This is a genomic window from Chitinimonas taiwanensis DSM 18899 (assembly GCF_900119825.1).
Taxonomy (GTDB): Bacteria; Pseudomonadota; Gammaproteobacteria; order Burkholderiales; family Chitinimonadaceae; genus Chitinimonas; species Chitinimonas taiwanensis.
In genome coordinates, this window is record NZ_FPKR01000010.1 from 126,668 (window position 1) to 145,991 (window position 19,324).

The 19,324-nt window shown below is 65.3% G+C and carries 14 protein-coding genes; 10 read left to right on the top strand and 4 right to left on the bottom strand.

Annotated features, from left to right (window positions below):
- The first annotated feature begins 38 nt into the window (after positions 1-38).
- From tauB to tauD, 3 genes are read left to right on the top strand one after another with little or no spacing between them, the layout of a single operon-like run.
- Positions 39-818 carry a taurine ABC transporter ATP-binding subunit gene (tauB, locus tag BT173_RS13265; RefSeq protein WP_072429144.1) on the top strand — a complete coding sequence of 260 codons (780 nt, stop codon included), beginning with the start codon at positions 39-41 and terminating at the stop codon, positions 816-818.
- A gap of 11 nt (positions 819-829) precedes the next feature.
- On the top strand, positions 830-1,690 hold the full coding sequence (gene tauC / locus BT173_RS13270) for a taurine ABC transporter permease TauC (RefSeq protein WP_245794177.1): 861 nt from the start codon (positions 830-832) through the stop codon (positions 1,688-1,690).
- A gap of 37 nt (positions 1,691-1,727) precedes the next feature.
- Positions 1,728-2,561, top strand: a complete 834-nt coding sequence (gene tauD / locus BT173_RS13275; protein ID WP_072429210.1) for a taurine dioxygenase — start codon at positions 1,728-1,730, stop codon at positions 2,559-2,561.
- 37 nt (positions 2,562-2,598) lie between these two features.
- Here tauD and BT173_RS13280 read toward each other — a convergent pair whose 3' ends face one another.
- Entirely contained in the window at positions 2,599-3,492 is an 894-nt protein-coding gene (locus tag BT173_RS13280) for a histone deacetylase family protein (RefSeq protein WP_072429145.1), read from the bottom strand.
- 143 nt (positions 3,493-3,635) lie between these two features.
- Here BT173_RS13280 and BT173_RS13285 point away from each other — a divergent pair, with 143 nt between their 5' ends.
- The gene (locus tag BT173_RS13285) at positions 3,636-5,207 is read left to right on the top strand and encodes an ABC transporter substrate-binding protein (protein ID WP_072429146.1); all 1,572 of its coding nucleotides are present in this window, start codon (positions 3,636-3,638) and stop codon (positions 5,205-5,207) included.
- Between the two features lie 30 nt (positions 5,208-5,237).
- Here BT173_RS13285 and BT173_RS13290 read toward each other — a convergent pair whose 3' ends face one another.
- On the bottom strand, positions 5,238-5,933 hold the full coding sequence (locus BT173_RS13290) for a putative metalloprotease CJM1_0395 family protein (RefSeq protein WP_245794178.1): 696 nt from the start codon (positions 5,931-5,933) through the stop codon (positions 5,238-5,240).
- A gap of 131 nt (positions 5,934-6,064) precedes the next feature.
- On the opposite strand from BT173_RS13290, the gene BT173_RS13295 reads away from it, so the two are divergent.
- From BT173_RS13295 to BT173_RS13320, 6 genes are all read left to right on the top strand, one after another.
- A complete protein-coding gene (locus BT173_RS13295) occupies positions 6,065-7,858 on the top strand; it encodes an autotransporter assembly complex protein TamA (RefSeq protein ID WP_084658584.1) in 1,794 nt (597 codons plus the stop codon).
- 1 nt (position 7,859) lies between these two features.
- Complete coding sequence (locus BT173_RS13300; RefSeq protein WP_072429149.1) at positions 7,860-11,774, top strand: translocation/assembly module TamB domain-containing protein; 3,915 nt, start codon at positions 7,860-7,862, stop codon at positions 11,772-11,774.
- 17 nt (positions 11,775-11,791) lie between these two features.
- Positions 11,792-13,234, top strand: coding sequence for an exonuclease domain-containing protein (locus BT173_RS13305; protein ID WP_072429150.1), 1,443 nt, complete (start codon positions 11,792-11,794; stop codon positions 13,232-13,234).
- Between the two features lie 128 nt (positions 13,235-13,362).
- The gene (locus BT173_RS13310) at positions 13,363-15,963 is read left to right on the top strand and encodes an ExeM/NucH family extracellular endonuclease (RefSeq protein ID WP_072429151.1); all 2,601 of its coding nucleotides are present in this window, start codon (positions 13,363-13,365) and stop codon (positions 15,961-15,963) included.
- A 124-nt stretch (positions 15,964-16,087) separates the two neighbouring features.
- Positions 16,088-16,537, top strand: a complete 450-nt coding sequence (locus tag BT173_RS13315; RefSeq protein ID WP_072429152.1) for an Xre family toxin-antitoxin system antitoxin — start codon at positions 16,088-16,090, stop codon at positions 16,535-16,537.
- On the top strand, positions 16,538-17,011 hold the full coding sequence (locus BT173_RS13320; protein ID WP_072429153.1) for an RES family NAD+ phosphorylase: 474 nt from the start codon (positions 16,538-16,540) through the stop codon (positions 17,009-17,011).
- A gap of 3 nt (positions 17,012-17,014) precedes the next feature.
- On the opposite strand, the gene mltB is transcribed toward BT173_RS13320, so the two are convergent.
- Positions 17,015-18,202: a lytic murein transglycosylase B gene (gene mltB / locus BT173_RS13325; RefSeq protein WP_072429154.1), complete on the bottom strand. Its 1,188-nt coding sequence runs from the start codon at positions 18,200-18,202 to the stop codon at positions 17,015-17,017.
- Between the two features lie 73 nt (positions 18,203-18,275).
- Positions 18,276-19,301 (bottom strand): heat-inducible transcriptional repressor HrcA, encoded by a 1,026-nt coding sequence (gene hrcA, locus BT173_RS13330; RefSeq protein WP_072429155.1) that lies wholly within the window; start codon positions 19,299-19,301, stop codon positions 18,276-18,278.
- Positions 19,302-19,324 lie beyond the last annotated feature (23 nt).

Below are 19,324 nucleotides of genomic sequence, written 5' to 3' on the forward strand. Positions count from 1 at the left end.
GGGCAGCGCGCCATTCCTGGCCGCCAAAGGAGATCAGCATGAGCAGCTTGCGTCTGCAGCAGGTATCACTGCGCTATGAATCCGCTTCCGTACCGGTGCTGGACGCCATCTCGCTGGAGGTGAATGCCGGCGAGCTGGTGGTGGCGCTGGGCCCCTCGGGCTGCGGTAAGACCAGCCTGCTAAAGCTGATGGCGGGTTTCGTAGCACCGAGCGGGGGAGAGATCCTGCTGGATGGCACGCCAGTCAGGGCGCCTGGCGCCGAGCGCGGCGTGGTGTTCCAGGACGATGCCCTGCTGCCCTGGCTGGATGTATTGGGCAATGTGGCATTCGGTCTGAAGTTGCGCGGTGTGGCGCGTGCCGAGCGCGAGGCGAGGGCGCGCGAACTATTGCAGCTGGTGGATTTGGGCGGCTACGAGACGCAACGTATCTGGGCGCTGTCCGGTGGCCAGCGCCAGCGGGTGGGCCTGGCCCGTGCCTTGACTGCCGACCCACGTGTGCTGCTGCTGGACGAGCCCTTCGGTGCGCTGGATGCGCTGAACCGTGAGCAGATGCAGGCGCTGCTGCTCAGGGTCTGGCAGGCCAGCCGCAAGGGGGTGTTCCTGATCACCCACGATATCGAGGAAGCGGTCTTCCTCGCCAGCGAACTCGTGCTGCTGTCCAGCCGCCCTGCGCGCGTTGTCGAACGCCTGAAGCTGGATTTCGGCCGCCGTTATGCGGCCGGCGAAGCTGTCCGTAGCATCAAATCCGACCCTGAATTCATCCGCATCCGTGAACAGGTACTGAGCCGTGTGCTTGGCGCACTTGCCGTCGCGGCCTGAGGGAGCTGCCCATGTTTGAACCGATCTTGATCGCCCAGCTACAGGAGGCCGAGCAAGTGCGTAGCATGCGTCCGGCGCAGGTGGCCGCTGCCAGCAAGTCGGCCGTCCTGCTCAGCCCGGTGCAGTGGAGCGTGCTGAGTTTGACCAGTCTGTTAACGCTGTGGTGGCTGGTCAGCTGGCAGGGCTGGGTTGCCCCGCTTTTTCTACCATCGCCCCAGGCGGTGCTGGCCAAGCTATGGCTGGTGTCTAACCAAGGTTTCATGGATGCCACGCTCGGCCAGCACCTGGCCGCCAGCCTGAGCCGCATCGGCCTGGCGCTGCTGGCTGCCGTGCTGCTGGCCATTCCCGTTGGGCTGGCGATCGGTCTGAGCCCGATCGCACGGGGCCTACTCGATCCGCTGATTGAACTGTACCGGCCTATCCCGCCGCTCGCCTACCTGCCGTTGATCGTGATCTGGTTCGGCATCGGTGAGTTTTCCAAAGTTCTGCTCATCTACTTGGCCATCTTTGCGCCAATCGCCATTGCCACGGCCACCGCGGTGCGTGCGGTCGAACCCAGCCGCATCCAGGCTGCCCAGTCGCTGGGTGCCACGCGCGTCCAGCTGATCAGCCAGGTCATTTTTCCCAGCGCGCTGCCCGACATCCTGACCGGCATCCGCATTGGTCTGGGCGCCGGTTGGTCCACGCTGGTGGCCGCGGAGCTGGTGGCGGCCACGCGTGGCTTGGGCTTTATGGTGCAGTCTGCGGCGCAGTTCCTGGTCAGCGATGTGGTGGTGCTGGGTATCGCGGTGATCGCCCTGGTGGCCTTTGCCCTGGAGCTGGGCCTGCGTTATCTGCAGGCGCGTTATGTGCCCTGGCACGGGCGTGGCTGATGCCAAGCCGAAACAGATCAAGATTGAGGTAAATCCTATGAGTCTGCAGATCAACCCACTGACCGTCAGCATTGGCGCCGAGGTGGCTGGCATCGACCTGAGCCTGCCGCTGTCGGCGGCGCAAAGAACCGCCATCCAGGCGGCCTTGCTGGAATACCAGGTGCTGTTTTTCCGCCGCCAGCCGCTGACCCCGGCCCAGCAGCACCACTTTGCGCTGCAGTTCGGTGAGCTGCATATCCACCCCATTTACCCGAATATCCGCGAGCACCCGGAGATCATGGTGCTGGATACGGATGACCAGAATCCGCCCGATAACGATAACTGGCACACCGATGTCACCTTCATCGAGACACCGCCGCTGGGCGCCATTCTGGCGGCCAAGCAGCTGCCGCCCACGGGCGGCGATACGCTGTGGTCGAGCGGTATTGCCGCCTTCGAGGCGCTGTCTCCACCGCTACAGACGCTGCTGAGCGGTTTGCGGGCGGAACACGATTTCACCAAGTCCTTTCCGGCCAGCCGCCATGCACGCGACGAGGCCAGCCGTGCGCAGTGGGAGGCGGCGCGCCGCAAGCATCCGCCGCTGTTGCACCCGGTCGTGCGCATCCATCCGGTCAGCGGGCGGCGCGCACTCTTCGTGAACGAAGGTTTCACCACCCGCATCGTTGACCTGCCCGTGCGGGAAAGCGAGGCGTTGCTGAACTTCCTGTTCGCCCATATTGCTCGCCCGGAATTCACGCTGCGCTGGCGCTGGCAGGTGGATGACCTGGCCTTCTGGGACAACCGCGTTACCCAGCACTATGCGGTGGCCGACTATCTGCCCCATCGACGCATCATGCATCGGGCCACCATTCTGGGCGACAAGCCGTATTGAGCAGTGCCAGCGCACCGGTCTGCCGAATCAGAGTCCATCAAGCCCAGCGCCGATACGCCTCACGCACGGTGGCGGCCTGGGCGGCGACCGTGTCGGCAATATCGTGCGCATAGCCGCCGGCCATGCTGATCACCAGCTTGGCGCCGTGCTGCTGCACGCAGTCGAACACCATCTGGTCACGCGCCAACAGGCCGGCGTGGCTGAGCTGCAAGCGCCCCAGACGGTCGCAGGCCAGCGCGTCGGCGCCGGCCAGGTAGAACACCAGCTCGGGCGCAGCCTGCGCGAACACCATGGGCAGCATGCTGCCCAGCACGCTTAGATAGGCCTCGTCCTCGCTACCGTCCGGCAGCTCGATATCCCAGTCGCTGCGCGTCTTACGAAACGGGAAGTTCTTTTCGCCATGCAGGGACAGGGTAAAGGCCTGCGTGTTGTGGGCGAGCATGACTGCCGTGCCATCACCCTGATGCACATCGAGGTCCACCACCAGCACATTGCCGCGCCAGCCACTCGCCTGCAGCACCGCCACTGCCACGGCCGTGTCATTGAACACGCAGTAACCGGCGCCGCGTTCGGCAAAGGCATGGTGGGTGCCACCCGCCAGGCTGGCCGATGCCCCATCGCGCAGCGCGCTCTGGCAGGCGGCCAGGGTGGCGCCCACCGAGCGGCGGGCGCGTTCGGCCATCTGTGGCGACCAGGGAAAGCCGATCTCGCGCTGCTGGCGCGCGCTCAGCGTGCCGTTCAGCACCGCCTCTACATAGCACGGGTCATGCGCGAGCATCAGCTGTGCCGCCGTGGCAGCTGGTGCTTCGCACAGCACGCCGGGTGCTAGGAACGGTGCGACGGCCTCGCGCAGCAGCGCGTACTTCTGCATCGGGAAACGGTGGCCGTCGGGCAGGGGCAGGACGAAGTGATCGCTGTAATAGATGTCCATGGGCGCAGGGTGCTGGCAAGGGTAGGGTGGTTTTACCCCGCGCGCCGCGCCAGGCCAAGTGAGGCTTGGTGTATCAGTGGCTTGTCAGCCTGGGGCGCTCTATCGCAAGCTGGCGGTCTTTGATGCCCTGCGCGGATATCCGGATGCGTAAACCCATTCTGCTGGCCGCCCTGGCCGCCTTGCTGTTCAACCTGCCGCTGGCGGCCAAGCCGCTGATCTACTGCGCCGATGCAAGCCCGGAAGGCTTCGACCCCGGCCTGTGGGATTCGGCCGGCACCGGCAATGTGACCGGGCAGATCTTCCAGGGCCTGCTGGGCTTCAAGCGCGGCACCACCCAGCTAGAGCCACTACTGGCCAGCAAATGGACGGTTTCGCCCGATGCGCGCGTGTTCACCTTCACCCTGCGCCCGAATGTGCGTTTCCAGCGCACTGCCTGGTTCAACCCCAGCCGCGCGCTGAATGCCGATGATGTGCTGTTCACCTTCGGCCGCTTCATCCAGCCTGAGCACCCGTTCAACCGCGCTTTGCCCGGCTACTTCGTCTACCCGGAAAACCTGGGTCTCGCCGGCATGATCGCCAAGCTGGAAAAGCTGGATGCGATGACGGTGCGCTTCACCCTGCACAAGCCGAATGTGGTCTTCCCCAGCTATTTCGCCATGGCCTTCGCCGGCATCCAGTCGGCCGAGTATGCGGGCCAGCTGCTGGCGCGCGGGCAGGCCAGTCAGCTCAACAACTATCCGGTCGGTACCGGGCCGTACCGCTTCGTCAGCTATCGCAAGGACGAGGTGGTGCGCATGGAGGCCAATCCCGACTACTGGGGCGCGCCGCAGCGTACCGACAAGCTGCTGTTCCTGATCGCCCGCGACCCGAATGTGCGCGTGCAGAAGCTGCTGGGTGGCGAATGCCATATCACCGCGCCCATTCGCGATATTGATGTCGACGCGCTGGCGGCGCGCAAGGACATCGTGCTGCAGAAGATCCAGGCGCTGAATGTGTCCTATCTGGCCTTCAATATGCAGCGCAGCCCAACCCGTATCCGCGAGGTGCGCGAGGCGCTGGATATCGCGGTCGACCGCGCGGCGATCTTCAAGGCCCTGTTTCCGCGCGGTGATGCCATGCAGGCGGTTAGCGCGTTTCCGCCAGCGGTGCCCGGCTATAACCACAGCCTGAAAAATGAGTACAACCCTGCCCGGGCGCGCGCGCTGCTGGCCAAGGCCGGCTTCGCCAAGGGTTTGCAGATCGAGCTGTGGGCGCTGCCGATTGCGCGGCCGACCAATCCGAATGGCCAGCTGCTTGCGCAGATGTTGCAGCAGGACTGGGCCAAGATCGGCGTGCAGACCACGATCAAGACCTATGAGTGGGGTGAGTATCTGAAGCGCGCCAAGCGCGGCGAGCACGATATCTATATGAGCGGCTGGTCGGGCGATACCGGCGATGCGGACGATTTTCTGACACCTAGCCTGTCCTGCGCGGCCAGCGAGGGTGGTACACGTTTCTGCAATGCCGAGTTCGACCGTTTACTGGAAGCAGCGCGGGCCAGTACTGATGTGACCCAGCGCAATCAGCTCTACCAGCAGGCACAGCTGATCTTCAAGCGCGAGCGGCCGTGGATCACCTTCGCGCATTCCACTGTCTATATCCCGCACCGTGCCGATGTGCAGGGCTTTCGCATGGCGCCTGATGGCAGCGTGGCGTTCGAGGGGGTTTACCGCTGAGGGACGTGCGCTGACCTAAGCCGGTGTGCCTCAGGCATAGGTGCTGATCAGGGCCAGGTCGCGGCTGAAGTAGCGGTCCTGTGTATAGCGTTCGGCGATGCGTTCCTGCGCCGACCGGGCCGTTGGAGCGCGCTCCTGTGTGGGGGAGGGCGTGTCCTGGGCCGCTGCGCTGCCGGGCGTGCGGGCTGCCGCACTATCTGCCTGCTCGCCTTGCGCGGCCTGCACGGCAATCTCCTGCTGGGCCTCTTGGGCCATATTGCGCGCCTGGGCAGCCACGGCCCGGTCGGCGCCGGAAGGGTCCTTCGGGGCCAGGGCGGCGCGTTCTATGGTCTTGGCCTTTTCCAGCGTTTCTTCCGGTGTACGGCCGGGCGAGACATCAATGCTCACCTCGCCGCCGATCGCGTAATTGATGCCATCCGGACCGCGTTGATAGGTGTAGCTAGGCCCCGAGGTGGCGAGGCCCGCCGCGGCACTCATATGCGCCTGCTCATGCTGGCGCACGGCCCGGTCACGTGCCTGGAGCTGGCGCACCTGGGCCAGCTCTTCTTCGCTGAGCCGGCCGCTGTCGGCCTCTTCCTGGCTACGTCCGTTTGCGCTGACCTGCACGCTGCGCGTGCTTTCCACCGGCTGCGGGCTACACAGCGAGCAGGTACAGCCGGGCGAGTGCAGGCGCATGCTGCTGTAAGCAAGAGATGCACTGCTGCTGGAAACCCCTGCGATGCTCACCGGTCTACTCCTGGCTGTATATAAGCCACGGCCTGTTCACAGTTTAGCTCCGCTTCTGGGCGTGCTGCATGCCGAATATCGTGCAAGTCACTGTTTTGTAGGGTGTTGAATTGAAGCAGGCGATAAGGCCCATGACGACCCGGCGCGGGCTGGCTACACTGCCTGCCGTGCACCGCTCCTATGTCCTCCCTCTTTGCTATCTGCTGCCGCTTTGTCTGGCTGTGCCAGGCTACGCGGCGGGTGTGGACTACGATGTGCGCATCGATGCGCCCTCGGCCATCGAGAAACTGCTGGAAGATAATCTGGGCATTCTGCGCTGGCGCGGCAATGACTATATCGACCAAGAGCAGCTGAGCCGCTTGTACGAGGCGACGCCGGCCGAGATCGAGAAGCTGCTTGGGCCGCTTGGCTATTTCAAGCCGCGCATCGAGTCCAGCCTGCAGCCGGATGGCAAGGGCTGGCTGGCGCGCTTCAAGGTGGAGCCGGGCGCCGAGGCACTGATCTTTGACGTGGACCTGCAGGTGGCCGGGGCGATACGTGACGAGCCGGACTTCCGCCCGCGCTGGGCCGAGCTGATCGAGGTCTGGCCCTTGCCGATTGGTGCGCCGTTCACCCAGTCCGACTGGGATTCAGCCAAGCGGCGTGGCTTGCAGGCGCTGATCATCGACCGCTTTCCCGCCGCCAAGATCCGCGAGAGTCGTGCCGAGATCGACCCGGAGCGCCCCTCTGCCGAGCTGAGCGTGCTATTTGATTCCGGCCCACGTTTCACCTTCGGCGAGCTGCAGATCAATGGCCTGAACAAATACCCGCGCAAGCTGGTCGAGCGCATGGTCACTTTCCGCCCGGGCGAGGGCTATAGCCAGCAAAAGCTGCTCGACTTTCAGACCGAGCTGCAGAACACCCCATATTTCTCCAGCGTCTTCATGGATATGCCGCTTGACCCGGCCCAGCCCGCGGATGTGCCGGTACGGGTCGAGCTGGTCGAGGCGCCGGCGCGCAAGACCGATATCGGCCTGGGTTTTGATACCGACAAGGGTCCGCGCGGCAGCCTGGCCTACCGCTATACCAATCTGCGCCGCCTGGGCTGGATAGGCAGCACCGGGCTCGATCTGCAAAAGGAAGAGCAGAGCTTCAATCTGGGCGTGGAGCTACCGCCGGACGAGAAGCGTTACCGCTATTCCTCCGCCTATAAGGTCGAGCACTCGGATGTGTCGGGCCTCGATAGCTGGACCCATACCTTTGGGGTGCAGCGCACGCGTCTGCGCGGCGAGATCGAAGTGACCCAGGCGCTGCAATACACGCGTGAAACCACGCGGCGCATGACCTCGGACGGCGAGGAAAAGAACCGCGCACGCGCGCTGATTCCCTCGCAAAGCTGGACCCAGCGCGATCTGGACAATCTGAACGATCCGCAGCGTGGCACGGTGATGAGCTGGCAGCTGGCTGGCGCCACGCGCGCGGCGCTGTCCGACACCGACTTCCTGCGCGCCTGGGGCCGCATCGCCTGGTATCACCCGGCGGGCGAGCGCGGCCTGTGGCTGCTGCGCGGTGAGGCCGGCCAGGTGCTGGCGGAAGATAGCGCCGATGTGCCGACCAAGTGGCTGTTCCGCGCTGGTGGTGCCAACTCGGTGCGCGGCTACAAATACCAGAGCCTGGGCGTGCAGGACGAGGGCGCCGTGTTGGGCGGACGTGTGCTGGCCACCGCCAGCGCCGAATATCAGCACAAGATCGTCGACCGCTGGCGCGCGGCGGTGTTCGCCGACTTTGGCGGCGCGGCGCTCGACTGGACCAATTTCAAGGCCTACCGCGGCTATGGCCTGGGCGCGCGCTGGATCAGCCCGGTCGGCCCGTTTGCGCTTGATCTGGCCCGCGGCGTAGAAGCGCGCCGCACCCGTATCCATTTTTCGCTGGGCGTAGGGTTTTAAGATGGCCGAACAGCCGACACCCTCGCCCGATACGCAACCGGACTCCGTGCCCGCCAAGCCGCGTCGGCGCTTCCGCTTCGGCCCACTCTGGCTGGAACTGAGCCTGTTCAGTCTGGTGGCGCTCTTGGGCGCCCTGGTGCTACTCGCACTCAGCCCGCAGGGCACGCGCCAGCTGTTCAAGCTGGCCGAGCGGCTGTCGGGTGGCGTGCTGCAGGTGGACACGGTGGAAGGCACGCTCTGGCAGCGCCTGGTGCTGGGGGGCATCCAGGTCAACACCGCCAGCCTGCAGCTGAGTCTCGACCGGGCCGAGCTGCGCTGGCAGCCGGCGCGCCTCTTGTCGGGTGAACTGGCTATCGAGCAATTGGCGCTGGGCAAGCTGGCAGTGCACAGCCAGCCCAGCAATGAGCCGAGCACGGTGCCCGACAGCCTGAGCCTGCCGCTGGCCGTCAAGATCGAGCAGGCCAGCCTGGCGAGTTTGGTGGTGGATGGCCAGACCGTATTGTCGCAAGTGCTGTTGCACGCGAGCAGCAATGGTGAGCAGCACCAAGTACAGCTGATCAGCGCGCAGACGCCGTGGTTTGCTGGCCATGGCCAGCTGCAGCTGGCTGGTGCGCGCCCGTTCAAGCTGCAGGGCCAGCTGGCCCTGCAGGGCAGTCAGCCCAAGACCCCCTGGCAGCTGGATGTGCAATTGGCCAACAGCCTGGAAAAGCTGCATCTGATCGGCAAGGCCAGCGGCCAGCTGCGTCCGGTAGGGGAGCAAGCTGAACCCTTCCGTGCGGATTTCGATCTCTACCTGGCACCGCTGGCCAGCTCGCCCTGGGCCATGCTGCAGGCGGGCCGCCTGCAAACCGCAGGGCTGAACCTGCAGGCGCTGGCGCCCGAGTTGCCGCGCACGGCGCTCGATATCGGCCTGGATGCCAAGCCTGCTGGCGAGGCGGTGCTTGCCCAGCTCGCCTTGCGCAATACGCTGGCCGGCAAGCTGCCCGAGGCGCGCCTGCCCTTGAGCGAGCTGAAGGCCGAGCTGCTGCTGAATGCCGACCAGCTGCGCATCCGCAGCCTGCAGGCGGATGCTGCCGGCGGCCAACTTGGCTTGAGCGGCAGCGCTAGCCTGACCGCGCTCGATCTGACGGCCAATCTACGCCAGCTCGACCCGCGTACATTGGGTGGCCCGGACTGGCCGATCTCGGGTCAGCTGGCGCTACGCGGCACGCCACAGGCGCCGCAGCTGCAAGCCAAGCTGGGCGATGCGCGTCTGGGTCTGCAGCTGGAGGCCGGCCTGGAAGGCAGCGACGCGCAGCGCCAGTTGCGTGCTACACGTGTCGTGCTCAGCAGTGGGCCGGGCAGTCTGAGCGCACAAGGCCGGCTCGGCCTGGCGGGTGAGCAGGCATTCGAATTCCAGGGCGAGCTGGCCAAGTTCGACCCGGCTGCGTTGAGCAAACTGCTCGGCCAGCCGCTGCCCGCGGGCGCCCTGAATGCCAAGCTGAGTGCGCGCGGCCGCCTTGGCGCGCCACAGCAAGCCGATATCCGTCTGGACTTCCTGCCCAGCCAGCTGAACCAGCAAGCACTGGCTGGCAGTCTGCGAGCGGGCTGGCGCGGTCAGCATGTGCAGAATGTGGCGCTTGATCTAAGCCTGGGCGCAAATGTGCTGAAGGCCAGCGGTGCGTTTGGCCGGCCTGGTGACCGTCTGCTGGTGGATTTTTCCCTGCCTGATGTGGGCGATTTCGGGCCGGGTTTTCATGGCCGCCTGGATGCCAAGCTGACCCTGGCCGGCAGCCTGGAACGCCCGAGTATCGAAGGCCGCGCCCAGGCGAATAGTCTGCGCATGCCGGGTGGCTTCGCGCTCGGCCAGGCCAATCTGCAGGCACGCCTGGATGCCTCGCCCAGCAAGCCGGCGGCCAGCCCACTCAATCTGCTGCTCGATGTGAGCGGCCTGGCCGGGCCGGACGTCACCGTGCCCAGCCTGCATCTGGAAGTGGCCGGCACCCAGGCCGCACATACGATTGCCCTGCGCGGCCAGGGCAGCGGGTATGCGCAGCAGATCGAGCTGCTGCTGAATGCGAACGGTGGCCTGGATGCGCAGGGCTGGCGCGGTAGCGTGCAGACGCTGGAGAACGGCGGCACCTGGCCGCTGCGCCTGAATGCGCCGGCCCAGCTCAGCTTGCGCCAGGATGGCGGCGAGGTGCTCGGCCTTGATGCACTGGCCGTGGGTGCCAAGGTGCAGGTGCGCCGTGCCAGCTGGCAGGCCGGGCGCTTTACCGCCCAGGGCCAGCTGCGCGATGTGGCGCTGAAGGAATGGCTGGCGCGCCTGCCCGCGCTGCAAAAACGCCTGGCCACCGACCTGGTGCTGGCGGCCGATTTCGACCTGAGCGGTGATCAGTTGCTGGCCGGCCGGCTGGTGGTGGAACGCCAGTCCGGCGATCTCTCGCTATCGGTGGACGACCCAACCATCAAGCCGCAGCCGCTCAAGCTGACCGCCGCCAAAGTGGCGCTGAACCTGAACGGCGTGCAGGCTGGTGTGGCGCTTGACTTGCAGTCGGCCGCCTTCGGCAGTGCCACTGGCGCCTTCTATAGCCGCTTCGAGCGTAGCGAGGCCGGCTGGCGTCCGGCGCGCGGGGCGGCGCTGGAAGGGCGGCTGAATGCGGAAATACCCTCACTGGCCTGGTTGGGCCCGCTGCTTGGGCCCACTGCCAAGGTGGAGGGCAAGCTGTCGGCCGAAATCAGCGCGGCGGGCGAGATTGGCGCGCCGCGCCTGTTTGGCCGCCTATCGGCCCAGGATGTGGCGCTGCGCTTGCCCGATGCCGGCGTGAGCTGGCGCGAAGGCCAGCTCGAGGCGACGCTGGACGGCGATACCGCCCAGCTGTCCACCTTCGTGATCAAGGCCGGCAAAGGCGAGGCCACGGCGGCCGGACGCATGTCGTTGCGCGACGCGGGGCCGGAGGGCGGCCTGACGGTGAACTTCAAACAATTCGGCGCGCTGACCCGTCCTGACCGTAATCTGGTGGTATCGGGCCAGACCGTACTGGGTGTGCAGGGTGAGGCGTTGACGCTGACCGGCAAGCTGACCGCCGACGAGGGCCTGATCGAACTGCCTAAGGGCGGCGCAGCTAAGCTCGGCGACGATGTGATCATCAAGGGCCGCACTGATCCAAACCGGGTGGCCAGCAAGCCGACCCTGCTCACCCTGCGCCTCGATCTCGACCTCGGGCAGAAATTCATCTTCAAGGGGGCGGGTGTGGATGCGCGCATGGCGGGTCTCGTGCGCCTTGCGTCCAGCCCCACCCAGCCGCTGAACGCCAGCGGGGCGATCAAGGTGGAGGAGGGCCGCTATGCCGCCTATGGCCAGAATCTGAGTATCACCCGCGGCATCATCACCTTCCAGGGGCCACTGGATAATCCGGCCCTGGACATCCTGGCCATCCGCAAGAACCTGCCCCAGGAAGTGGGGGTGAAGATCGTCGGCACGGCACTCGCGCCGCGCGTCACGCTGACCTCGGAAGAGGCAATGCCGGACAGCGAGAAGCTGAGCTGGCTGATCCTTGGGCGCGGCACCGGCAGCAGCGGCAACCAGGGCGATGCTGACCTCTTGCTGACCGCAGCCGATGCGCTGTTCACCGCCGGCGAGTCAGTCAGCCTGCGCCAGCAGCTGGCCAGCACCTTTGGTCTGGACGATATCAGCATCGGTCGCTCGGAAACCTATAGCACCGACACCGATACCAGCGGTAATGCACTGAGCGGCCGGGTGATCAGCCTGGGCAAGCGCCTGTCCGACAAGGCCTATGTCAGTTATGAGCAGGGCCTCGACGGGGTCAGTTCGGCGGTCAAGCTTACCTACCAGCTGACCCGCCGCGTCTCGGTGGCGCTCAGCGCTGGCGAGACCAGTGCCGTGGATGTGCTCTACTCCTGGCTGTTCGATTAATCCACCCTGCGTCTCCCATGCCCGATCTGCTTGCCCAACCCTTTGTTTTCGTCGACCTGGAAACCACCGGCGCGAATGCGCAGCGCGACCGCATCACCGAGGTGGGCGTGGTGGAATGGGATGGCGAGCAGGTGCAGGAATGGAGCACTCTGGTCAATCCACAGACGGCTATCCCGCCCTTTATCACCACGCTGACCGGCATCAGCGATGCGATGGTGGCCGATGCGCCCAGCTTTGCCGAGCTGGCAGCCAATCTGCACGAGCGCCTGCAGGGCAGGGTGTTCGTTGCGCACAATGCGCGCTTCGACTACGGCTTTCTGAAAAATGAATTCCAGCGGGTTGGGATGGCGTTTCGCGCGCGCACCGTCTGCACGGTCAAGCTGTCCAAGAAGCTGTTCCCGGCCGAGTACAAGCACAATCTGGACGCGGTGGCGGCCCGCAATGGCCTCTTGGTGGACGGCGAGCGCCACCGTGCGCTGACTGACGCGCGGCTGATCTACCGCTTCCTGGTCAAGCTGCGCGCCGAGCATGGCGATGTAGCGCTCGAGGCCGCCCTGCAAGCGGTGAGCCGCCAGGCCAGCCTGCCGCCTGGCATCGACCCCGAGCTGGTGGACAGCATGCCGGAGGGGCATGGCGTTTACCTCTTCTATGGCGAGAACGCGCTGCCGCTGTATGTGGGCAAGAGCGTGACCTTGAAGAAGCGCGTGCTCGCCCATTTCGGCGCCGATCTGCGCGTGGACAAGGAGCGTCAGCTCAGCCAGCAGGTGAAGCGTATCGAATGGATTTCCACTGCCGGTGAACTCGGCTCGCTGCTGACCGAGGCGCGGCTGATCAAGCAGCTGCAGCCCTTGTACAACCAGGCGCTGCGCCGCACGCAGGACCTGTTCAGCTGGCGCTACCAGCCAAATGCCGACGGCAGCGCCTGGCCCGAGCTGGTGTCGGCAGCCGAGGTGGATTTCGGCCGCGAAGCGCATCTGTATGGTCTGTACGCGAGCCAGCGCGAGGCCAGTAATACGCTGAAGAAGATTGCCGATGCCAACAAGCTCTGCCTGGTGGCACTTGGGCTGGAGAAAACGGGCAAGCGGCGCGGCAACCCCTGCTTTGGCATGCAGGTAGGACGCTGCCGCGGTGCCTGCGTGGGCAAGGAGCCCTTGCTCAGCCACCAGGCGCGCCTTGCGGCCATTCTGGCCAAGGTCAAGCTGCAGCGCTGGCCGTTTGGCGGCCGCGTGGCGCTGCGCGAGCAGGATGAGGCCAGCGTGGCCAGTGACTGGCATGTGTTCGACCACTGGGCCTATCTGGGCACGGTAAGCAGCGAGGAAGCGCTGCAGGCCTTGCTGGCCGACCCACCGCAGGCCGAATTCGATGTGGACAGCTACCGGATACTGACGCGCTTCCTGGCTGGCCGACATACGCTGCAGATCGTCAAGCTGCCCGACCCGCCTGCCAATATTAGCGTTTGATTGGCGCGTCATCTGGCTGTCACGCCGGCGTAGCGCGCCGGTGATGCCCCTGTCATCCCTGCCACTTAGCATGCTCGCCTTTATCGCTGGCCCCATTCCCTTCGGAGGCCGGCATCGAGGAGAGAGACATGCCCAGCCGATTCACCCGCGGCGCCCTGCGCGCCACTACCAGCCTCTTGCTGCTTGGCCTCTTGGCCGCCTGTAGCGAAGACGAGACCGACACCCCGCCAGTACCGCCGGTGCAGCCCTTGCCCAGCTGCGCAGCTGCGCCGAATACCCTGCGCACCATCAATGCCATCCAGGGTAGCGGCAAGCTCAGCCCGCTGGCTGACCAACTGGTCAGCGTGCGCGGTGTGGTGACCGCCGATTTCCAGGCTGATGACCAGCTCAAGGGCTTCTTCATCCAGCAGCCGGATGCCGATAAGGACCCGCTGACCTCGGACGGCCTGTTCGTGTACGCGCCGGGCGGTGCTGATGTGAAGCAGGGCGACTATGTGCAGGTCAGTGGCAAGGTGGTGGAATTCAAGAGCGGTAGCAATGAGGCGGAGCGCCTGACCGAGCTGAGCGAGGTCAGTGCAATCACCGTCTGTGGCGCTGGCCCGCGCATTGCGCCGCAGCTGATCAAGCTGCCGCTGGCAAACAAGGATGCGCTGGAAGCGAGCGAGGGCATGCTGGTGGCGTTCAACCAGATGCTGACTGTCAGCGAGGTCTACCAGCTCGGTCGCTATGGCGAGCTGCTGTTGTCGGCCGGTGGGCGCCTGTTTCAGGCCAATAATCACCCCAGCGCCGCCACGCCGGCCGAGATCAATGCCGCCAATGCCTTGGCGCGCATCGTGCTCGACGACGGGCGCAGCATCCAGAACCCCAAGCCGATTCCCTATCTGTCCGCCGCTGATAACAGCGGAACGCGGCGGGTTGGCGACACCTTGAACAGCGTGCAGGGTGTACTGAGCTGGGGTGCCGATGCCTTCCGTGTGCATCCGACCGTCGCGCCGGTGTTCACCGCCAGCAATCCGCGCCCGGCCGCGCCGCTGAATGTGGGCGGCCAGATCCGCGCCAGCGGCCTGAATGTGCTCAATTACTTCACCACCCTGGGCCAGCGCGGCGCGAATAATGAGGCTGAATTCCAGCGCCAGCGCGCCAAGCTGGTGGAAACCATCATCGGCCTGAATGCCGATGCGCTCGGTCTGATGGAGATCGAGAACAATGGCACGCTGGCCTTGGCCGACCTGGCCGCCGCGGTGAATACCAAGCTCGGCGCCGGCACCTATGCCTATATCGATGCCGGTAAGCCGGGTAGTGATGCGATCACGGTGGCCATGCTCTACAAGCCCGCCAAGCTCAAGCCGATCGGCAGCCCGCAGGTGCCGAATGATCCAGGCTTCGAAGTGGCCGGCGGCCTGCGCCCGCCGGTGGCGCAGCGCTTTGCCGCGCTGAGCAATAACGGCAGCTTCTGGCTGGTGGTCAACCATCTGAAGAGCAAGGGTTCCTGCCCAAGCGCTGCCGGCGATGTGAACCTCGACCAGGGCCAGGGCTGCTGGAATGCCGCGCGCACCACGCAGGCCACGGCGCTGAAGAACTGGGTGGCCACGCTGAGCCAGCAGTCGGGTGAGGCGGATGTGCTGATGGTGGGCGACTTCAATGCCTATCTGAACGAGGACCCGATCAAGACCCTGGAAGCGGCTGGACATGAGGCGCTGCTCAAGCGCCTGCCGACCACCGAGCGCTACACCTATGTGTTCTCGGGCGAGAGCGGTGCGCTGGACCATGCCTTTGCCAGCAGCAGCCTGCGTAGCCAGATCAGCGGCGTGACCGTGTGGCATGTGAATGCGGAAGAGCCGCTGGTACTCGACTACAACACCGAGTTCAAGACCGACGACCGCTATGCCGCTACCCCGTATCGCTCGTCCGATCACGACCCGGTGCTGGTGGGCCTGAATCTGAATGCGGACGCGCCGGTTATCGCGCCCAGCCTGAACGCCACCCTGCCTAGCAGTGGCAGCGTGGGCAGCGCGGTCAGTATCAGTGCCATCAGCGCCCAGGATGGCAGCGCGTTGAGCGTGGACTGGGGCGATGGTACCCAGGAAAGCCTGGCCCTGACTGCCAGCAGCGCCAGCCACACTTATGCCGCTGCCGGCAACTACACGGTCAGCCTGGTGCTGAGCGGCGCCGGCGGCCTGAGCGCAACGCGTAGCGCCACCCTGACCATCAGCGCGGCCACGCCACCGGCCAGCGGCGCGGCCTTGTTCTTCAGCGAGTATGTGGAGGGTAGTAGCAACAATAAGGCGCTGGAAATCTATAACCCTTCCAGCACGGCGGTCGATCTGTCCGATTACAGCGTCAAGCTGTATAGCAATGGCGCCACCACGGCCACCCAGACCCAGGCGCTGAGCGGCAGCTTGACAGCCGGGCAGACTCTGGTGCTTGTGCATGCGCAGTTTGCCGGCAGCGTGGCGGGCAGCGTGGTCAGCGCGGTGACCAATTTCAATGGTGATGATGCGCTGACGCTGGAATACCGCGCTGCGGTCATCGATGCGATTGGCCAGGTCGGCTTTGATCCGGGTACCGAGTGGAAGAGTGGCAGCCACAGCACGCTGAACAAGACCCTGCGCCGCAAGGCTGGCATCGTGCAGGGCAGCGTACCGCCCGCCGTCCCGGCCAGCTGGGACCTGAGCAGCGAGTGGGAGCTGCTGGATATCGACAGCTTTGCCGGCCTGGGTACGCGCTAAGCCACCCCGCCCGGCAGTCTGCACGCCCACCCTTGCGGTGGGCGTTTTCATATCGAGCTTCCGCTGTGATTGGCTATTTTTAGCGCTATAATTGCTACATATAGCAAATCAAGGAGTGCTGAGCATGAAAGTCGTCAATCTTGGTCATGCGCCGGCCCAGGCGGTGGACGGCGTGTTTCAGCGTCTGGTCAATGCCCGTACCAGCCCCAGCACGCGCATCCAGCAGATGCGCGCCGGCTTCCCGGCCCAGGTGTTGGTGGAAATTCCCGATGTGCTCAAGCTGCAGAAGGGCGAGGTCTTCAAGGTGATTGGCCTGCCGCCGTCTACGGCTAGCAAGTTCATTCGCGAGCAGAAGCTGCTCGATCAGTCGACTTCGGAACGGGTGGATCGCCTCGCGGATGTGTTTGCACTGGCCAGCGACACGCTGGGCGATGCCGACCATGCGGCCGACTGGCTGGGTAGTGATAACTTTGCCCTGGGCGGCGAGCGGCCGATCGACCTATTGGATACCGCCTTGGGCGCCGAGCAGGTAAGGCGCATCCTCGGCAGTCTGCGCCACGGTGGCGTGCTGTAAATGCGCGCTTGGCGTATCTGCGATGCCCGCTATGCGAGTGACTTGAGCGGCAGCGGCGCGGCCATCTATGGTGGACGCTGGAACCCGATCGGCCTGCCCGCTGTGTATGCGTCGATGGACCCCGCCACCGCCGCGCTGGAGACCTTCGCCCACCTCGGCAATCATGACCGCCAGCAGCGTGTACTGGTCTGCCTGCAACTGCCCGATCAGGATGCACTGTATGCGGCGCTCGACCCGGCCAGCCTACCCTTGGGGTGGGATGCACTGCCATCCGGGCCGGCCAGTATGGAGATCGGCGAGCGCTTTCTGGAAGCGGGCGAGCACCTCGGCCTGTGGGTGCCCAGCATCCTGGTGCCGGAGAACCGCAATATCGTGCTCAATCCACGCCACCCGGCCTTTGCCCAGGTGCAGCTCGGCCCCACGCGCAGCTTCAGCTTCGATGCGCGCCTGTACGGCAAGCAAGGCCCGGTCTAGACCTTATTTGCGGCGCACTTTCTTGCGCTTGACGGCCTGCTTGGCCTTGCGCTTGTTGGCCTTGCGCACCACCGGCTGTGGCTTGGGCGGCAGCAGGCTGGGGTCTAGCCAGGCGGCCTTGATGGCCAGTGCCAGCTCATGCACGGCCATCGCGTATAGCGTGCTGCGGTTATAGCGCGTCAGCGCGTAGAAATTCCCTAGGCCCAACCAGAAATCAGTCACACCCGGTGCACTTTCCAAGGGCGCCAGCACGGCCAGCGGGTCACCCTCCACGGCGACTGCGCTACGCACGCCAAACGCCGCCAGTTCGCTGATGCGGTAATGCAGATTGAACTTGTCCGCCGCCAGCGGCTGCCAGGCTTCGCCCTCGACCTGGGCAGGCAGCAGCACCGGCTGGCCCTTGGCCCAGCCATGGGCGACAAAGTAATTGGCCACGCTGGCCAGGATATCGCCGGTGTTGTCGCGGATATCGCGGTGGCCATCGCCATCCCAGTCCTGGGCGAAGCGGTGGTAGCTCGAGGGCATGAATTGCGGCATGCCCATGGCGCCCGCATAGCTGCCGCGGAATCCGAACGGATCGCTGCCTTCCTCGCGCGCGAGCAAGAGGAACTCGCGCAGCTCGCTGCGGAAGAAGTCGGCGCGGCGCGGGTAGTCGAAGGCAGCCGTGCTCAGCACATCCATCACCCGGAACTTGCCGGTATTGCGCCCCCACAGGGTTTCCACCCCAAGGATGCTGACCAGGTATTCAGGCTCCACCCCGTATTGCTCGGCCACCGCGGCAATTAGCTCGGCATGGCTGTGCCAGAACTCCACGCCCAGCCGGATGCGGGTCGGGTTCACGAAGTCGGGGCGGAACTGGTAATAGGGCCGGCTGGTAGACGGGCGGTCGAAAATGGCCAGGATATTCGGGCGCAGATCGACCTGGCGGAACTGCTCGGTCAGCACCAGTGGGTTGAAGCCATGCTGCAAGGCCAGTTCATCCACGAAAGCCTGCACATCGGCGCGCTCGGCAAAGGGCGGCGGGGGCGGCAGCTGGGCCTCATCGGCCGGCGGCATGCTGTCGATGTCGGCATCGACCGGCAGGGCAGGGGCCTCGTCCTGCTGTGGCACGGGCTGGGCGGTCTGGTCTGGGGGGCTGTCGGCCTGGGCGCATAGCGCGGCCAGGGCGAGCAAGAAGGCAACAAGGCGCAAAACGGTTTCCATCCTGTCTTGGCGGCGCGCCGGCTTTGGCCTGGCGCCGCTCATGTCTTATGGGCAGCGTGCTTCAGCTGCCTTGATGCGAAAGTGCGGAAGAGAGCAGCTTGGCGGTGATGTCCACAATCGGGATCACGCGCTCGTAAGCCATGCGGGTTGGGCCGATGACGCCCAGCGTACCGACAATCTGGCCATTGACCTCATAGGGCGCGGTCACCACCGAGCAGTCGTCGAGCGGGGCGATACCGGCCTCGCCACCAATGAACAACTGCACACCGGCGGCACGCTGGCCGCTGTCCAAGAGCTGCAGCAGGGCGGTTTTTTCTTCGAACACGCGGAATAGCTGGCGCAGGCGCTCGACATTATTGGACAGATCATCCACGCGCAGCAGATTGCGCTCGCCGCTGATCACCACCGGATTCGCCTCATCCGCCATTGCCTGGCTGCCGGCCTGCACGGCGGCATTCATCAGGAAGGCGATATCGCCCTGCAGATGGCGCAGCTCCTGGTAGATCACCTCGCGCACCTCCTCCAGCGTGCGTCCGGCGCAATGCTGGCTGAGGAAGTTGCTCGCCTCGATCAGCTCGCTCGGGCTGTAGTCGCGCTCGGTCAGCAGGATGCGGTTCTGCACATCGCCGTCGGCCGTCACCAGGATCAGCAGCAGGCGTTTTTCCGACAGGCGCAGGAATTCCACCTGGGTCAGCGCGATACCGCGCCGCTTCGGGGTCAACACCACGCCGGCGAATTCGGTCAGCTGGCTGAGTAGATTGGAGGCGGCAGCCACCGCGCGGGTCGGGTTGTCGGGCAACAACAGCCCCTCCAGTTCGCGGATTTGCATCTGCTGCAGCGGCTGGATGGTCAGCATGGTGTCGACGAACAGCCGGTAGCCGCGCGCGGTCGGGATGCGGCCGGCCGAGGTGTGCGGACTGGTGATCAGGCCGAGTTCTTCTAGGTCGGACATCACATTGCGGATCGAGGCCGGCGAGAGTTCCAGCCCCGAAAACTTGGACAGGGTGCGGGAACCGACCGGCTGCCCCTCGGTGATATAGCGTTCGACCAGGGTCTTGAGCAGGATTTGCGCGCGTTCACTGAGCATGGCCCGATTGTAGCGCGTGGGGC